The following is a 13,473-nucleotide window of genomic DNA, read 5'->3' on the forward strand; positions in this document are numbered from 1 at the left end:
TCCCCTACGGGTGGGCGTGGCCCTCGTGGCCCCCGGCGGCGCCGCGCGCGCGCGCGGGCGGCAGGGCGCTGAAGGCGGGGGCGTCCGGGTTGCCGCCCGCCAGCACCAGCGCGTAGATGAGGGCCGCGGACGGGGGCACCTCCCGGCCGTTCACCAGCACCAGCGGCGTGCCCTGGATGTTGTAGCGCAGGGCGTACTCGACGTCCTGGCGCAGCTTCCCGATGGTCTCCGGCGCCGTCATGCACGCCTCCAGCTGCGGGCGCGCCACGGAGCCGGAGCTGGCGATCTCCATCACCTTGTCGGTGTCCAGGAAGGCCTGCGCGGCGAAGAGCCGCTCGCGCAGCGCCCAGAAGTCCTTCGCGCCCTCCAGGCACACCGTGGCCCGGGCCGCGGCGCAGCGCACGCTGAGCGCGTCCGGCCCGCCGCGGTTGGGGATGGCCGGGTTGCACTGGCCATCCAGCGGGAACTGCCGCGCCTCCACGGACAGCGTGCCCTGCGGAGCGTACTGCTTGATGAGGGCCAGCTCCTCCACCAGCGCCTTGCAGTGGGGGCACTTGCTGTCGGTCCACTCCAGCACCTTCACCGGCGCGTCCGCGGGGCCGTAGAGGGCGCGCGGCGGATAGGCGCCGAGCTTCGGCGTGGCGGCCCGGTACACGGCCAGCGCGTCCGCCAGGAACTGGCGCTGGTCCTGCGGCAGGCTGGCGAGGAACGCGTCCAGGGTGGCCGGCGGCGCGGGCGGCGGAGGGGGGGTGTTGCTGGAGCCGCCCTGCGACGGCGCCGGCGTGGAGGCCACGGGCGGCAGGAAGGCGCCGGCCTTGGGCGCGTGCGGCGTGGCCCGGCCGGGCAGCTGCATGGCCACGAAGGCGACGGCGGCGACGCCCACGGTCCACTTCAGCGTGTCGCCCCACTCGCCCGCCTGGGGCAGGAGGGGCCCGGGCAGGCCGCGCCAGGCCACGCCGGTGAAGACGAGCACCAGCGCGTAGGTGCCCATGCAGGTAGGGCACACCACGCCCAGCCGGGCGCTGACGACGGCGAAGACGATGATGGAGACGACGCCCGCGAGCGCCAGGAGCCGCAGGCCGTTGGCGGCCGGACGCACGGAGCGGCCCGCCTTCACCCAGGCGAGGTACAGCGCGGCGAGCCCCACTGCGGCCAGCCCCCACACCAGGCCCAGGCCCGCGATGGGGATGCCCAGCGCGTCGTGCACGGCGCTGGCGAAGTCCGAGTTCCAGACGGTGGCGCAGTTGACGGTCTCGCTGATGCTGCACGCGGTGGTGCCGCCAGCGCGCACCGTGAGCAGCTCCAGCCATTGGTAGACGGCGAGCCCGCTGGTGACGAGTCCCAGCACCAACAGCGCGAGTGCGCCACGGGTGGGAACGGGGGCGGCCGGGGTCGGGGCCTTCTTGCTCATGCGTGCTCCGGAGGCGGGGTCATCAAGACGAGGAGGCGGGCGTTGTCCGGGCCGTCGTTGACGACGCCGTGCTCGGTGCCCGCCGGGGCGAAGAGGGTGGAACCGGGGCCATGCGTCGCTTCCTCGTCGCCGATGCGGAAGCGGCAGCGCCCCTCCAGCACGAGGTACACCTTGTCGGACGTGGCGTGCCGGTGGGGCTTCTGCGCCTGGCCCGGGGTCAGGCAGTAGACGTCGAGGAAGAAGCGACCGGACTGGAAGACGGCGTGCTTCTGGAGCTTCTCCGGGGAGAAGCCCTGGAAGGCCGCAAGCTGCTTCACATCCATCGTGGCATCCGCTCCTGCGCCTCTATATAGCGACGGGCATGGAACCGCTGACGCTGCATTTTGTTCACGAGCGGGTGGGTGCCCGCTTCATTCCGGTGGGGGGCCGCGAAGTGGTGGCCGGGTATGGAGACGTGGGCGCGGAGTATGGCGCGGCCCGTGACGCCGTGGCACTGCACGATGCGTCCTACCGCGAAATCCTCCGGATAACGGGGGAGGATCGCGCCTCCTTCCTCCACGGCATGGTGACCCAGGAGGTGAAGAACCTCCCGGTGGGCTCGGCCGCCTACGCCGCCTTCCTCACGGTGAAGGGCGCCATGGTGGGAGACGCGCGCATCCTCAAGCGGGAGGACGACCTCCTCCTGGACCTGGAGCCCGGCCTGGGCGCCAAGGTGCGGGAGTTCCTGGACAAATACCTCATCTCCGAGGACGCGGAGCTGCACGACGGCACCCCGGAGGCAGGCTGGCTGAAGCTGCTCGGCCCCCGGACGGCCCAGGTGCTGGCCGCCGTCCTGGGCGGCCCCTTCGAGCCGCTGGCGCCGCTCGCCAGCCGCGAGGCGGCCATCGCCGGGCAGGACGTGTGGCTGCTGGGGACGGCGCTGCCGGGCGGGCTGTCCGGCGTGGACGTGCTGGTGCCGCGCGCGGGGCTGGAGGCGGTGTGGACGGCGCTGGTCCAGGCCGGCGGGGCGCACGGGCTGAAGCCGCTGGGCTTCGACGCGCTGGAGCGGGTGCGGGTGGAGGCGGGGGTGCCGCGCTACGGGCAGGACATGGTGGACACCACCATCCCGCTGGAGGCGAACCTCACCCACGCCATCTCCTACAACAAGGGCTGCTACATCGGGCAGGAGGTCATCGCCCGGGCCACCTTCCGCGGGCACATGAACCGGAAGCTGGCGGGGCTGCTGCTGGGTGAAGCGGACGCGGCGCCCGGCACGGAGCTGCGCAAGGGGGAGAAGAAGGTGGGCTGGGTGACCAGCGTGGTGACGTCCCCGGTGAAGGGCCAGCGGGTGGCGCTGGGCTACGTGCACCGCGACTCGCTGGAGCCGGGCACGGAGCTGACGCTGGGGGATGGCGCGGGCACCGTCACCGTGGCCGCCCTGCCCTTCACCGCCGCGTAGGGGGCCTTGCGCGGGGGCTCCCCCGGCCCCGACGTGCGCCCATGACCGGCCCTCGCGGCGGCCGTGCGGCGACGGCGGGCCCCCCTCAGGCCGGAGGGTCCGCGGGGTGGGCGGGCAGCGCGCGTGACAGCGCCTGGCGCACCGCCGCGCGCACGGGCGCGGGCACCTCGTCCCCCGGGATGCGCCGGCACAGGGACACCGTGCGCTTGAGCGCGTCGCACGCGTCGCGACAACGCGGGCAGCTCGACAGATGCGCCTCCAGACGCACGCAGGTGGCCTGATCCACCTCCTGCGCGGCGAACTCGGAGAGCTCCCCCGCAAGCTCCGGGCACGCCGGGGCCTGCGCCTGGGCGCCCTCCCCCATCAGCGTGGAGAGGTGTTCGCGCAGTTGGAGCCTCGCGCGGTGCAGCCGGCTCTTGAGCGCCCGCACCTCGATGCCCACCACCTTCGCCGCCTCCTCCGCGGAGAGCCCCTCCACGTCCCGGAGGATGAGCACCTCGCGTTGGGCCTCCGGCAGCGCGAGGATGGCCGCCTGCAACATCTCCCCCAGCTGCCGCGCATGGGAGACCATGTCTGGCGGGGCCTCCTCCGCGGCGACGCGGGTGGCCGCGGGTGAGTCGAGGGGCTGGAACTCCTCGGGCGCGCCGGCGCGCTTGCGGCGCAGGCGGAAGCAGTGCGTGTGGGCCACCTGATACAGCCACGTGGACAGCTCCGCGTCGCCCCGGAACGCATGGATGCCCCGGAAGGCCGCGAGCAGCGTCTCCTGGAGGACCTCCCTGGCGTCTTCCTCCGAGCCGCACATGCGCAGGCCAAAGCGATACACCTGCTTCTCGTGGCGGGCGAGGACTTCATCCAGCGCCTTGTCGTCGCCAGCGCGCGCGGCCTCCATCAACTGCTCATCGGTTCGCGTCGACATCGCCCGGTCACCTCCCCACGTGTCCCCGTCACGTCGCAGGCGGAGACCGCCCGGTCGTCAGGATGACGACCTGGTCATCCGCATGGAGCTGCATAGCGGGAATCCGGCGCCGATGCTGAAGGGACACGCCGAACTGTCTCATGGGGGCGAGGGGCGTGGCCCCGGAGGTCGCGCCACGGACGGCGGACAGCAGGGGCCGCCTTCTCCTCCCCCTCCCCCTGGGACGGAGGAGGCCCTCTAGTAGCGGATGACCTGATAGCCCTCGGCCACCAGGCGCGACAGCTCCGCCACGCCGTTGTCCACCACCTCCGCCTCCGGCTGGAGCTTCTTCGGATCAATGTCGAACTTCGCGAGCGCGTGGCCGCACGCCACCAGCCGGACGCCCGCGGCCTTCGCGGCCTGGGCCTCCTTGCGGACCGCCTCCGGAACGGCCTTCACCGTCGGGTCCAACGCCACCACCGCGCGGCCATAGCTCAGCCACACCACGTCCGAGAGGTAGCCGGACTCCCTGGCCGTCTTCGCGTGCCGGAAGGAGCTGGAGAGGGTGCCGAGGTCCTCCAGGCCCGTGGTGGAGACGAAGACGAGCTTGCCCTGGCGCGCGGGCGGCTTCTTCTCGACGGCCTGCGACGGCGCCGTGGCGACGGCGGCGAGAGGGACGATGACGAGCGCGGCGAGGACGAGCAGCAGGTTGCGATTCATTCGAGGAGCTCCACTGCGAGGTTGAGGGGGGACTCTTCATCTGGGAGGACACGAGGAGCCCGAGCTGGGGTTCTCGCGCTCCGGGGCTGGCCGGGACGAGGCTCACTGCACCTGCTGGGTCCGCAGCACGGGCGGGAGGTCCTCGCCCACGACGCGCCCTTGCAGCGCGTCGTCCAGGCGCGGCTCGCTGGCGAGGAAACGGCGCACCGCCTCGTGCGCGTCCAGGTCCAGGACACGCGGCTCCTGGACGTCGGGAATCCGGCACACCATGTCCGGGGCATCGCCCTCGCGCTCGCAGGCCGTCACGGTGTAGAGGCGGTCGTCCTCCACGGGCTGGCCGCCGACCTCGAGGGCCAGCAGGCGCTCGCCCCGGGGCGCGTGGGCCCGGAAGCGCAGCGTCATCCCCGAGGGACGCGGCAGCCACCCCCCGAAGCGCTCCTCCGGGTCCTTCGCGAAGACGTTCTCCAGCTCCTGCTCCCAGAAGGCGCGAAGCTGCCGGCCGCTCACCTTGCCCGTCTTCAGCTTGTTGACGATGGGGAAGAGGTTCCACAGGTCCGCCTCGCGCAACGGCCCGGGCAGCAGCGGCGTGCCGAAGCGGAAGCCGTTGGAGAGGCCGATCTCCGTCCCCCCGGCGGCGCGGATGGCGTCGGCCAGCACGTTGTCGAGCGGGTTCTCCACCACCGCGTAGCGCGCGAGCGCGACGTCGGTGTGGCCCACCGGCGCGGCCAGCTTCGCCTCGTATGGGGCGAGGGCGGCGTCCACCAGCCGGGCCACCTCCGGGTCCTCGGGGAAGCGCGAGGCGGTCAGCTCGATGAGCTCCCAGCGGCGCTCCACCACCCGCCCCTCCTCCACCCACAGGTCCAGCCGTCCAAGGAAGGAGCCGAAGGCACCGGGCTCCACCACCCAGCTCCCGGTCCGCGCTATCGGCGCATAGGTGCGCTCGTGCGTGTCCCCCGACAGGTGGACGTCCACCCCGGGCACCCTGGCGGCGAGGCCCACCGCCTTGGCGAGCCCCACGTGCGTCATCAACAGCACCACCTGGGCCCCCTCGCGCTCGCGCACCTCGCGCACGAGCGCCGGCAGCGCCTCCGGGCCGTCATAGCGCAGGCCCTGGCTGTAGCCGGGAGGCTGGCGGCGCGGGACGTCCGGGTCCGTGAAGCCGACGACAGCCACCTTCACCCCGCCCACCTCCTTCACGAAGTACGGCGGGAAGAGGCGCTCACCGCTCGCCGCATCGCGCAGGTTGGCGGCGAGGAGCGGATGCCTCAGCTCGCGAGCGCGCTGGCGCAGCACCCTGGGGCCGTACACCACCTCCCAGTTGCCAGGCACCGCGGCGTCCAGCCCGAGCGCATTGAGCGGCTCGATGAGGACGCCGCCCTCGGTGAGGGCCGCCGCGCCCGAGCCCTGAAGGGTGTCTCCGCCATCGAGCACCAGCACGTCACCGCCGCGCTCGGCGCGAATCCGCTGGATGGCGGCGGCCACGCGGGCGAAGCCGCCAGCCTCTTCGATGCGCTCCTTCCCCTCGCGCCAGAACAGCTCGGGGTGGGCGCGCAGCTGCGCGTGCAGGTCCGCCACGTAGAGGACGGTGAGCTGCTTGCGCTGGGGCGCGGAACCGCTGGCGGCCCGCGGGGTGAGGGAGCCCGGTCGCGCCAGGGTACAGCCGGAGCCCAGGCCGCCCAGCGCGAACAGCGCGCCGAACAGGGAGAGGAGACGCATCATCGTGGAGCACCTTGATTGGGAGGGACAGCGGAGGGGACACGAGGCGCGCCGCGCGAAGTTCCCGCGGCGCGAGCCCGCGCCCCCCGTCACTCCCAGGCCGACATGGGGCCGAGGTTGAAGACGTCCTGGAAGCCACGCTCCCTCAGGAGGTGCTCGGCGCGGCTGCTGCGCGCGCCACTGCGGCAGTAGATGACGAAGGGCTTCTCCGGCGAGCCGAGCTCGGCGAGCCGCCGGGGCAGCTCCTCCACGGGGATGTTCACCGCGCCGGGAAGGTGCCCGGCGGCGAACTCCTCCGGCGTGCGGACATCCACCAGGGTCGCGCCTGCCGCCACCCGCTGGTGGGCCTCGGCTCCGACGGAGCGCCCGTGCACACAGGAGACGAGGAACAGCCCGGCGAACAGGACAGCGGCGGCGAGAAAGGACCTCACGGAGTGGCTCCAACCGGGCCCAGCGGCCGCTGGCCCCTGGGGAAATGCGGTACAGCGGGTGAGAGCCCCCAAGGCGGCAAGAGGATTCGCCCCCGCCTCGCGCGAGGCGCTCCGCGGCGGTTCGGTCAGGAGCCCGAGCCGTCGTCGCCCGCTGACGGGAGACCGGAGGCCCCCGGAGGGAGGAGCCCGGCGCAGCGGGTCCCCGCGATGGACTCCAGGCCCTCGCGAATGGACGTCAGGGACTGCTCGCCCACCCGGCGCGTCACCTCCTGGCCAACGCTATCGAGGAAGAGGAACGTGGGGACGCCGCGGATGCCGTGGCGGGCGGCGGCCTGCCGCCCCTCGGTCGTCCCGACATCGACGCGGAGGACGCCGACGCCCTGGCCCGCGCAATGGTGCTCGGCCAGGGCGACCACGGGCTCCATCCGCTGGCAGACGGGGCAGCCGTGGCTCACGAACTCCACCATCGTCGGGCGCTCGAGCTGGGACAGCGCGGAGGGGCCGCGGGTGGACAGCACGAAGCCCTCCTCCGGGAGCGCGCACGCGCCGCCCCCTTCGGAGGTACACGCCGCCTCCGCCGGGGTGGAGGGAGAGGCCGAGCCGTCGACCTCGGCCACCGCGGCGGGCGCCTCCTCCGACGGCATGAGCACTCCCAGCGAGTCGGTGAACAGCAGCACGCCCAACCCGGCGAGCAGCGCCCCCGTGGCGAGCTCGAACTTGCGCACATGCCGCTTCACCCGGTCCAGCCACCGCAGCGCCAGCGGCGCGACGGCGGCCACGAGCAGCAGCGGAACGGACAGGCCCGCGGCATAGGTGCCGAGGTAGAGCGCCCCCAGGGCGGGCTCCGACGTGGAGGAGGCGGTATAGGTGAGCACCGCGCCGAGCACCGGCCCGATGCACGGCGTCCACCCCAGTGCGAAGGCCGCGCCGAAGAGGAAGGCCCCCAGCAGGCTGCCGCCCCGCCGCACCCGCCCGAGCAGGGGCCGGGCCTCCCCCTCCAGCCAGGGAACCTGGATGAGCCCGAGCTGCTTGAGCCCCAGCAGGAAGAGCGCGAGCCCGCCGAACTGGAGGAGCCCCCCGCGGTGCGCCGCGAGCGCCCCGCCCACGGCGGTGGCCGCCATCCCCAGCGCGACGAACACGGTGCCGAGCCCGAGCGAGAACGCCAGCGCCACGCCCCATGGCCGCCGCGCACCGCCGTCCGCCTCCCGCAGCTGGGACAGGGACACGCCCGCGAGGAAGGACAGGTAGAGCGGGATGAGCGGGAGGACGCAGGGCGACAGGAACGTCAGCAGACCCGCGAGGAAGATGCCGAAGAGGCCGAGGCTCATGCCCCGAGGACACGGCCGGGAACCTCGAAAGTTCCCGGCCTCGCGACCTCACGGGGTCAGGCGGGCCAGGGCGTCGACGAGCACCGGCTGCTCCAGCTCGGAGACGGCGAGCGCGGGCTGCCCGCCCCCGCGAGGCGCCACACAGATGCGCTCACCGATGGGGCCCTGCGTGCAGCGCGTCTCCTCCCCGGCGAAGCTCGCCGCCTCCCGCGCCGCGGGCGAGCCCGGCGGCGGAAGGAAGAGCGTCATCGCCTTGCCCCCCTCGTGCCGGTACAGCAGCGAGGCGGCGAGCTGCCCATGCAGCCGGCAGCGGCGAGCGCCCAGCAGTCTCGCGCCGGGCACCACCGGCACCTCCACCGCATAGCCCACCTCCCGCACCACCCAGGCCTTCACCTCGGCCGGGTCCGCGGACTCGAACTCGCAGGGAGCGGCGCGCGAGAAGGCCTTGAGGTGGTGTCGCTCGAGGTCCATCGCCAGCGCGTCATTCATGCCGCGGGGCCACGACGTCCAGAGGATGCCCACGGACGCGACCGCCGCGGCCAGGCCCACCGTCCACCGTCGCCGGAAGGCGGGGCGGGAGCGCGGGGCCAGGCGGGAGACACGCGCCCGCAGCTCCGGCGGCACGTGCGTCTCAGCGGCGGCCTGGGCCTTCAGCGCCTCGCGCAGCGAGCCATAGCGGGCCACCTCCCGGGCACAGCCCACGCAGCGGGTCAGGTGTTGCTCCACGGTCTGCCGCTCATCCGCCGGGCCCTCCCCATCGAACCACGCGGAGAGACGCTCCTGCCACGCGGGGCTACAGGCTTCCATGAGCCTTCTCCTTCTCCAGGAAGTCGAGCATCGCCCCCCGGGCCCGCGCCAGGCGCGAGCGCACGGTGCCCACCGGGCAGCCCTGGACCCGGGCGATCTCCTCGTAACTCAGCTCTTCGACTTCGCGCAGCCACAGCGCATCACGCCACTCCGGGGCTAGCGACTCCAGCGCCGCCTTCATGCCCGAGCTGAGCGTGTGGGCGTGCAGCTCCGCCTCCAGGTCCGCGGAGGGCTCGGGAGCGGCCTCCTTCCCCAAACCGCCCTCCAGCACCTCCAGCCGGGGGCGCAGGCCGCGCCGGGAGTTGAGGAAGACGGCGCGCTGCACGGCGAGCAGCCATCCCTTGAGCCGCTCCGGGTCTCGCAGCTCGTCGCGCCGCTCCAGCGCGCGCGCCACCGTCTCCTGCACCAGGTCATCCGCCTCGGAGGCGCTGCCGGTCAGCCGGCGGCCCACCCGTCGCAGGGCTGGCAGGTGCTCCAGGGCACGTTCGATGAAGGACCGGCTGCTCACGTCTCCCCAGGACACAGGGGCGGCTGGGAAAAGTTCCCGCGCAACGCACCCCGCCGCGCAACTCCTCTCCTCCCAAGCCCGGGCCGCCCCGTCCGCCCCAGGGGCATGGACAGCGCAAGGATGGGATTGCCGCACTTCACGGCAACCACCTCAAGGACCCTCCCATGCGCTTGTCATTCATTGCGGCGTTGCTGTCGGTGGGCCTCTTCGCGGGCTGTGGCGGCGTGGAGCAGGAGGCGCAGGAGGAGGAAGTGACGGCCCTGGCCCCTCCGCCCTGTGAGCGCATCTGCATCCCCCTCTACAACCGCTGTACGCGGAGCGCGACGACGCCCGAGCAGCAGGCCCAGTGCGGGCAGGACCTGGACGACTGCCTCCGGGGCTGCGACCCCGTGCAGGCCATGCGTCCGCCGCCGTGCGAGGACGCGTGCGACCTGGCCTCTAACGCCTGCGCGCGCGGCGCCTCGACGCAGGAGCAGAAGGACGTCTGCGCCGCCGAGCGGGTGGACTGCTACGGCGGCGGCGCCCCGCTGGCTCCCGCGCGCGGCTGACCCCGCCTGACGCGCGGCCACGGGCTCGCCGGAGACGCGGCGCCCCCCACCTCAGCGGCGCTCCTCCGGCGGTGCCCCTCTCAGCGCGCGCAGCAGCGCGCGAGGCCCGTCCTTGACCAGCGTCATCAGCATCGCCAGGACGAGCAGCAGCAGCAGCAAGCAGAGGGGGCCCAGCACGACGCCCCCGACGAGGCCCGCCGCCGCCCAGCCGAGCCCCGAGCCGAAGCCCCAGACCGCGCCCGTCACGCCGCCCACGGCGGCGCCCACGAGCATGATGGGTTCGAGGAGGGTCATGGCCGGCACGAAGATAGGCCATTCCCAGAATGAAGAAACCCCACCGCTCGCGGCCCGTGAGGGGGCGAGGGGTGGGGCCTCCCTGCCGCGACCGCGTGAAGCTAGACGCGCCCTTCGGCCTTCTGCGCGCGCTCGATGCTCTCGAAGAGGGCGCGGAAGTTGCCGCCGCCGAAGCCCTGGTCGCCCTTGCGCTGGATGATCTCGTAGAAGAACGGGCCCGCGTCCGCCTGCTTGTAGAGGCTCGCCGCGTCCTTCATGAAGATCTGGAGCATGTAGCTGCGCTCCTTGTCACCGTCGATGAGCACCTCCAGGTCGCGCAGGACGTTGATGTCCTCGTCGATCTTCTTGATGCCCATGCGCTGGATGCGCTCCGGCAGCGCGTCGTAGTACGAGCCCGGCGTGGGCATGAACTGGATGCCCGCGTTCTGCCGCATGTCCCTCACCGAGGACAGGATGTCCTTCACCGTGATGGCCAGGTGCTGCACGCCGTCACCGCGGTGGTCCTCGTTGAAGATGTTGATCTGGCTGGCCTTGAAGAACGGGAACTTGGGCTCGTTGTTCGCGAACTTCACCCCGCTCTTCGGATCCCACATCACCTCCGACTTCAGGCCGCTGCCGTGGTCGCGCTTCTGCTGCGACGCCACGTCCTCCGTGTGGAACTCGATGTGCCAGAAGTTCTCGAAGCCCATCACGTGCTCCATCCACAGGAGCATGGGCTTCATCGTCTGGAAGTTCGACGTGACGTGGTCCACCTTGTCGAAGCCGTACTTGTTCTTGCCGCCCTTGGGCTGCGCGTGCACCTGGAAGCCCGGGTAGATGGACTTGTAGTTGTCCCGCTGCAGGAAGCGGAACGTGGTGTCGCCGAACGGCGTGGTGATGGAGAAGAACGCCAGCTTGCCGCCCGCGTCGTCCGTGAAGCGCTGGATGTCCGTGATGAACGTGGCGCCCCGCTGCTCCAGCAGCTTGAACGTCTTCTCCACGTCCTCCACCTCGAAGTTCAGCGTGCCCACGCCGTCCGGGTGCTTGCGCAGATAGCGCCACGCCCGGCCGCCCTCGCCCACCGGCTGGCTCACCACCAGGGCGATCTCCCCCGCCTGGAACAGCGCCGACTTCTGCTTGCCGTGCGCATCCAGCTCCGGCCCGGACACCGCGACCTCCGCGAAGTCCAACCCCTTCGTGTAGAACTGGCGGCTGCGCTCCAGGTCATGCACGTACCAGTGGATGCTCTCCAGGGTCTTGATGCCCAGCGATTCCTGCTTGGCCATGTCGCTGACTCCTCGTGATGAAGAAGATGGTTCGTGACTACGCCGGCTGCGCGTCAGGCTGCCGGTCCGGCTGCGCCGCCTGGAAGGCGGGGAGTTCGTTGCACGCCGCCTCGATGCGCAGCAGCGTGGGATAGGGCCTCAGGTCTACACCGAACCGGCGCGCCCCGTAGAGCTGGGGAACGAGCAGCACGTCCGCGAACGACACTGCGTCCCCCACACAATAACGCCCCGCCGTCGCCTGCACCGCCGCCTCCAGCGCCGACAGCCCGTGCGCGTTCCAGTGCGACGCCCAGGCCTTGTCGTCCGCCTTCAGCTCGTTCTTGATGCGCAGCGTCACCGAGGTGTTCTGCAAAGGCTGGATGCCGGAATTCACCATCTGCGCCAGCATGCGCGCCTTGGCGCGGAGGTACGCGTCGGTGGGCAGGAGGGCGGGCGAGGGCACGCGCTCCTCCAGATACTCCAGGATGGCCATGGACTCGGACAGCCTGCGCGCCTGCCCGTCGGCCTCCGTCCACTCCAGCGTGGGCACGCGGGCCATGGGGTTCACCGCGCGGTAGTCCGCGGAGAACTGCTGGCCGCCGTCCTTGAGCAGGTGCACCGCCAGGTACTCGAAGGGGAGCCCCTTCCAGTTCAGCGCGATGCGCACGCGCCAGGACGCGGAGGAGCGCCAGTAGCCGTGGAGCCGCAGGTTCCTCATGGCGCCTTCACCACCGTCTGGCAGATGCGGCCAAAGAGGCTGTGCCCCTCGCCGTCCAGCATCTCGATCTCGATGGTGTCCCCGGGCTTCATGAAGGGCGTCCTGGGCTTCCCCTCGTCGATGGTCTCGATCATCCGGCGCTCGGCGAGGCAGGAGATGCCGCGCGCGCGGTCCTCGTTGGACACCGTGCCGCTGCCCAGGATGGTGCCCGCGGTGAAGGCGCGCGTGCGCGTCAGGTGCTGGATGAGGTCGCGGAAGGAGAAGTGCATCTCCGGGCCCGCGTCCGTGTCCCCCACGAGCTGGCCGTTGAGCGTGCTGCGCATGCGCAGGTGCACGCGGCCCTCCCTCCACGCCTCGCCCAGCTCGTCCGGCGTCAGCGCGAAGGGGCCGAAGGCGGTGGCGGGCTTGCTCTGGAAGAAGCCGAAGCCCTTGGCCAGCTCCTCCGGGATGAGGTTCCGCAGGGACACGTCGTTGGCGATCATCACCAGCTTGATGTGCCGGTCCGCGTCCTCGGCCCTCGTGCCCATGGGCGTGTCGCCCAGCACGACGCAGACCTCGCTCTCGAAGTCCAGGCCCCACGCCTCGTCGCGCAGGGGGATGTCCTGCGTGGGCGCGAGGAAGTCGCCGGAGCCGCCCTGGTACACCAGCGGATCCGTGCGCAGCGTGGCGGGCGGCTCCGCGTTGCGCGCCTTGCGCACCAGCACCACGTGGTTGATGTACGCGCTGCCGTCCACCCACTCGTAGGCGCGCGGCAGGGGCGCGTGCAGCGCCTTCACGTCCAGCGGGCGGCTCTGCACCGCGCCCGCCTCCAGCTGCTGCGCCAGCGCACGCAGCTGCGGCTCCTTCTGGTCCCAGTCATCCAGGGCCGCTTGCAGCGTGAGGGCCACGTTCGTGGCCAGCGCGTAGGCGGAGTTGTCCCGCTTGACGACGATGAGCCGCCCGTCGCGAGTTCCGTCCTTGAGCGTCGCGAGCTTCAATTCCGCGCTCCCTCGGCGGCCTGTGGGGGAGGAAGGGGAGGCCGCCTGACCCGACGGGCTTTTCCGACGGGCCACCAGGGGAGTCAAGCACGCCCGTTGAACGCGGCGCGGCATCCCCCCTCGCTCCAGCAACGCTCCTGGCCGCACGCATTCGCCTGGCTGTCGGCTCCAGCGCCCGGCTGTCGGATCCAGGACGAAGCGCGGCCCTCCCCAGCCCCGGAGACATGGTGGAAACCCACCAGGCGGCACGGCGGGTCGCCCGGCCCACGAACGGGCGGGGGGCACCGGGGGACAGGGTTGGGAAGCGGGCGCGCGCCGACTGTTCAAACCCCGAGCAGTGCACGCACGGCGTGGGCTGCTCCCCCCTGGCAGGGACCCGGGCGGCAACCCAGCTTGAGGAAGAGGGGCGTCCGGCCGACCGCGCCGCCGGAGCGGCAT

Annotated in this window: 15 protein-coding genes; 2 read left to right on the top strand and 13 right to left on the bottom strand. The window is 72.3% G+C overall.

Annotated features, from left to right (window positions below; genetic code table 11):
* Positions 1-4: 4 nt before the first annotated feature.
* Both U8525_RS15815 and U8525_RS15820 read right to left on the bottom strand, forming a co-directional pair.
* Complete coding sequence (locus tag U8525_RS15815; protein ID WP_374266407.1) at positions 5-1,411, bottom strand: thioredoxin domain-containing protein; 1,407 nt, start codon at positions 1,409-1,411, stop codon at positions 5-7.
* Complete coding sequence (locus U8525_RS15820; protein WP_374266409.1) at positions 1,408-1,734, bottom strand: cupin domain-containing protein; 327 nt, start codon at positions 1,732-1,734, stop codon at positions 1,408-1,410. Before U8525_RS15820 ends, U8525_RS15815 begins: the two co-directional genes overlap by 4 nt.
* A 38-nt stretch (positions 1,735-1,772) precedes the next feature.
* Here U8525_RS15820 and U8525_RS15825 point away from each other — a divergent pair, with 38 nt between their 5' ends.
* Entirely contained in the window at positions 1,773-2,849 is a 1,077-nt protein-coding gene (locus tag U8525_RS15825; protein ID WP_374266411.1) for an aminomethyltransferase family protein, read from the top strand.
* Positions 2,850-2,934: 85 nt separating this feature from the next.
* On the opposite strand, the gene U8525_RS15830 is transcribed toward U8525_RS15825, so the two are convergent.
* The 7 genes from U8525_RS15830 to U8525_RS15860 form a co-directional block, all read right to left on the bottom strand.
* Positions 2,935-3,765, bottom strand: a complete 831-nt coding sequence (locus tag U8525_RS15830) for a sigma-70 family RNA polymerase sigma factor (RefSeq protein WP_374266413.1) — start codon at positions 3,763-3,765, stop codon at positions 2,935-2,937.
* A 237-nt stretch (positions 3,766-4,002) separates the two neighbouring features.
* The gene (locus U8525_RS15835; protein WP_374266415.1) at positions 4,003-4,464 is read right to left on the bottom strand and encodes a DsrE family protein; all 462 of its coding nucleotides are present in this window, start codon (positions 4,462-4,464) and stop codon (positions 4,003-4,005) included.
* A 102-nt stretch (positions 4,465-4,566) separates the two neighbouring features.
* Positions 4,567-6,183 carry a bifunctional UDP-sugar hydrolase/5'-nucleotidase gene (locus U8525_RS15840; protein WP_374266417.1) on the bottom strand — a complete coding sequence of 539 codons (1,617 nt, stop codon included), beginning with the start codon at positions 6,181-6,183 and terminating at the stop codon, positions 4,567-4,569.
* An 86-nt stretch (positions 6,184-6,269) separates the two neighbouring features.
* Entirely contained in the window at positions 6,270-6,611 is a 342-nt protein-coding gene (locus tag U8525_RS15845; protein ID WP_374266419.1) for a rhodanese-like domain-containing protein, read from the bottom strand.
* Between the two features lie 125 nt (positions 6,612-6,736).
* On the bottom strand, positions 6,737-7,939 hold the full coding sequence (locus U8525_RS15850) for a cytochrome c biogenesis protein CcdA (RefSeq protein WP_374266421.1): 1,203 nt from the start codon (positions 7,937-7,939) through the stop codon (positions 6,737-6,739).
* A 48-nt stretch (positions 7,940-7,987) separates the two neighbouring features.
* Positions 7,988-8,746 carry an anti-sigma factor gene (locus U8525_RS15855; protein ID WP_374266423.1) on the bottom strand — a complete coding sequence of 253 codons (759 nt, stop codon included), beginning with the start codon at positions 8,744-8,746 and terminating at the stop codon, positions 7,988-7,990.
* The gene (locus U8525_RS15860) at positions 8,733-9,254 is read right to left on the bottom strand and encodes an RNA polymerase sigma factor (RefSeq protein WP_374266425.1); all 522 of its coding nucleotides are present in this window, start codon (positions 9,252-9,254) and stop codon (positions 8,733-8,735) included. The genes U8525_RS15855 and U8525_RS15860 overlap by 14 nt, the downstream gene beginning before the upstream one ends.
* Before the next feature lie 164 nt (positions 9,255-9,418).
* Here U8525_RS15860 and U8525_RS15865 point away from each other — a divergent pair, with 164 nt between their 5' ends.
* Positions 9,419-9,802: a hypothetical protein gene (locus U8525_RS15865; protein ID WP_374266427.1), complete on the top strand. Its 384-nt coding sequence runs from the start codon at positions 9,419-9,421 to the stop codon at positions 9,800-9,802.
* Positions 9,803-9,853: 51 nt separating this feature from the next.
* Here U8525_RS15865 and U8525_RS15870 read toward each other — a convergent pair whose 3' ends face one another.
* From U8525_RS15870 to U8525_RS15885, 4 genes are all read right to left on the bottom strand, one after another.
* Positions 9,854-10,096 (bottom strand): hypothetical protein, encoded by a 243-nt coding sequence (locus tag U8525_RS15870; protein ID WP_374266429.1) that lies wholly within the window; start codon positions 10,094-10,096, stop codon positions 9,854-9,856.
* Between the two features lie 101 nt (positions 10,097-10,197).
* On the bottom strand, positions 10,198-11,361 hold the full coding sequence (hppD, locus tag U8525_RS15875; protein ID WP_374266431.1) for a 4-hydroxyphenylpyruvate dioxygenase: 1,164 nt from the start codon (positions 11,359-11,361) through the stop codon (positions 10,198-10,200).
* A 37-nt stretch (positions 11,362-11,398) separates the two neighbouring features.
* Positions 11,399-12,058: a maleylacetoacetate isomerase gene (gene maiA, locus U8525_RS15880; protein ID WP_374266433.1), complete on the bottom strand. Its 660-nt coding sequence runs from the start codon at positions 12,056-12,058 to the stop codon at positions 11,399-11,401.
* Complete coding sequence (locus U8525_RS15885) at positions 12,055-13,035, bottom strand: fumarylacetoacetate hydrolase family protein (protein WP_374266435.1); 981 nt, start codon at positions 13,033-13,035, stop codon at positions 12,055-12,057. The genes maiA and U8525_RS15885 overlap by 4 nt, the downstream gene beginning before the upstream one ends.
* Between the last annotated feature and the right edge of the window lie 438 nt (positions 13,036-13,473).

It is taken from the genome of Corallococcus sp. RDP092CA, assembly GCF_041903675.1.
In the GTDB taxonomy this organism is placed as follows: Bacteria; Myxococcota; Myxococcia; order Myxococcales; family Myxococcaceae; genus Corallococcus.

Excerpts from the sequence above, each read along its gene's own strand:
- maiA (WP_374266433.1), bottom strand. The coding sequence starts at position 12,058 with ATGAGGAACCTGCGGCTCCACGGCTACTGGCGCTCCTCCGCGTCCTGG.
- U8525_RS15830 (WP_374266413.1), bottom strand. The coding sequence starts at position 3,765 with ATGTCGACGCGAACCGATGAGCAGTTGATGGAGGCCGCGCGCGCTGGC.
- U8525_RS15815 (WP_374266407.1), bottom strand. The coding sequence starts at position 1,411 with ATGAGCAAGAAGGCCCCGACCCCGGCCGCCCCCGTTCCCACCCGTGGC.
- U8525_RS15840 (WP_374266417.1), bottom strand. The coding sequence starts at position 6,183 with ATGATGCGTCTCCTCTCCCTGTTCGGCGCGCTGTTCGCGCTGGGCGGC.
- U8525_RS15855 (WP_374266423.1), bottom strand. The coding sequence starts at position 8,746 with ATGGAAGCCTGTAGCCCCGCGTGGCAGGAGCGTCTCTCCGCGTGGTTC.
- U8525_RS15820 (WP_374266409.1), bottom strand. The coding sequence starts at position 1,734 with ATGGATGTGAAGCAGCTTGCGGCCTTCCAGGGCTTCTCCCCGGAGAAG.
- U8525_RS15825 (WP_374266411.1), top strand. The coding sequence starts at position 1,773 with ATGGAACCGCTGACGCTGCATTTTGTTCACGAGCGGGTGGGTGCCCGC.
- U8525_RS15870 (WP_374266429.1), bottom strand. The coding sequence starts at position 10,096 with ATGACCCTCCTCGAACCCATCATGCTCGTGGGCGCCGCCGTGGGCGGC.
- U8525_RS15850 (WP_374266421.1), bottom strand. The coding sequence starts at position 7,939 with ATGAGCCTCGGCCTCTTCGGCATCTTCCTCGCGGGTCTGCTGACGTTC.
- hppD (WP_374266431.1), bottom strand. The coding sequence starts at position 11,361 with ATGGCCAAGCAGGAATCGCTGGGCATCAAGACCCTGGAGAGCATCCAC.
- U8525_RS15835 (WP_374266415.1), bottom strand. The coding sequence starts at position 4,464 with ATGAATCGCAACCTGCTGCTCGTCCTCGCCGCGCTCGTCATCGTCCCT.
- U8525_RS15865 (WP_374266427.1), top strand. The coding sequence starts at position 9,419 with ATGCGCTTGTCATTCATTGCGGCGTTGCTGTCGGTGGGCCTCTTCGCG.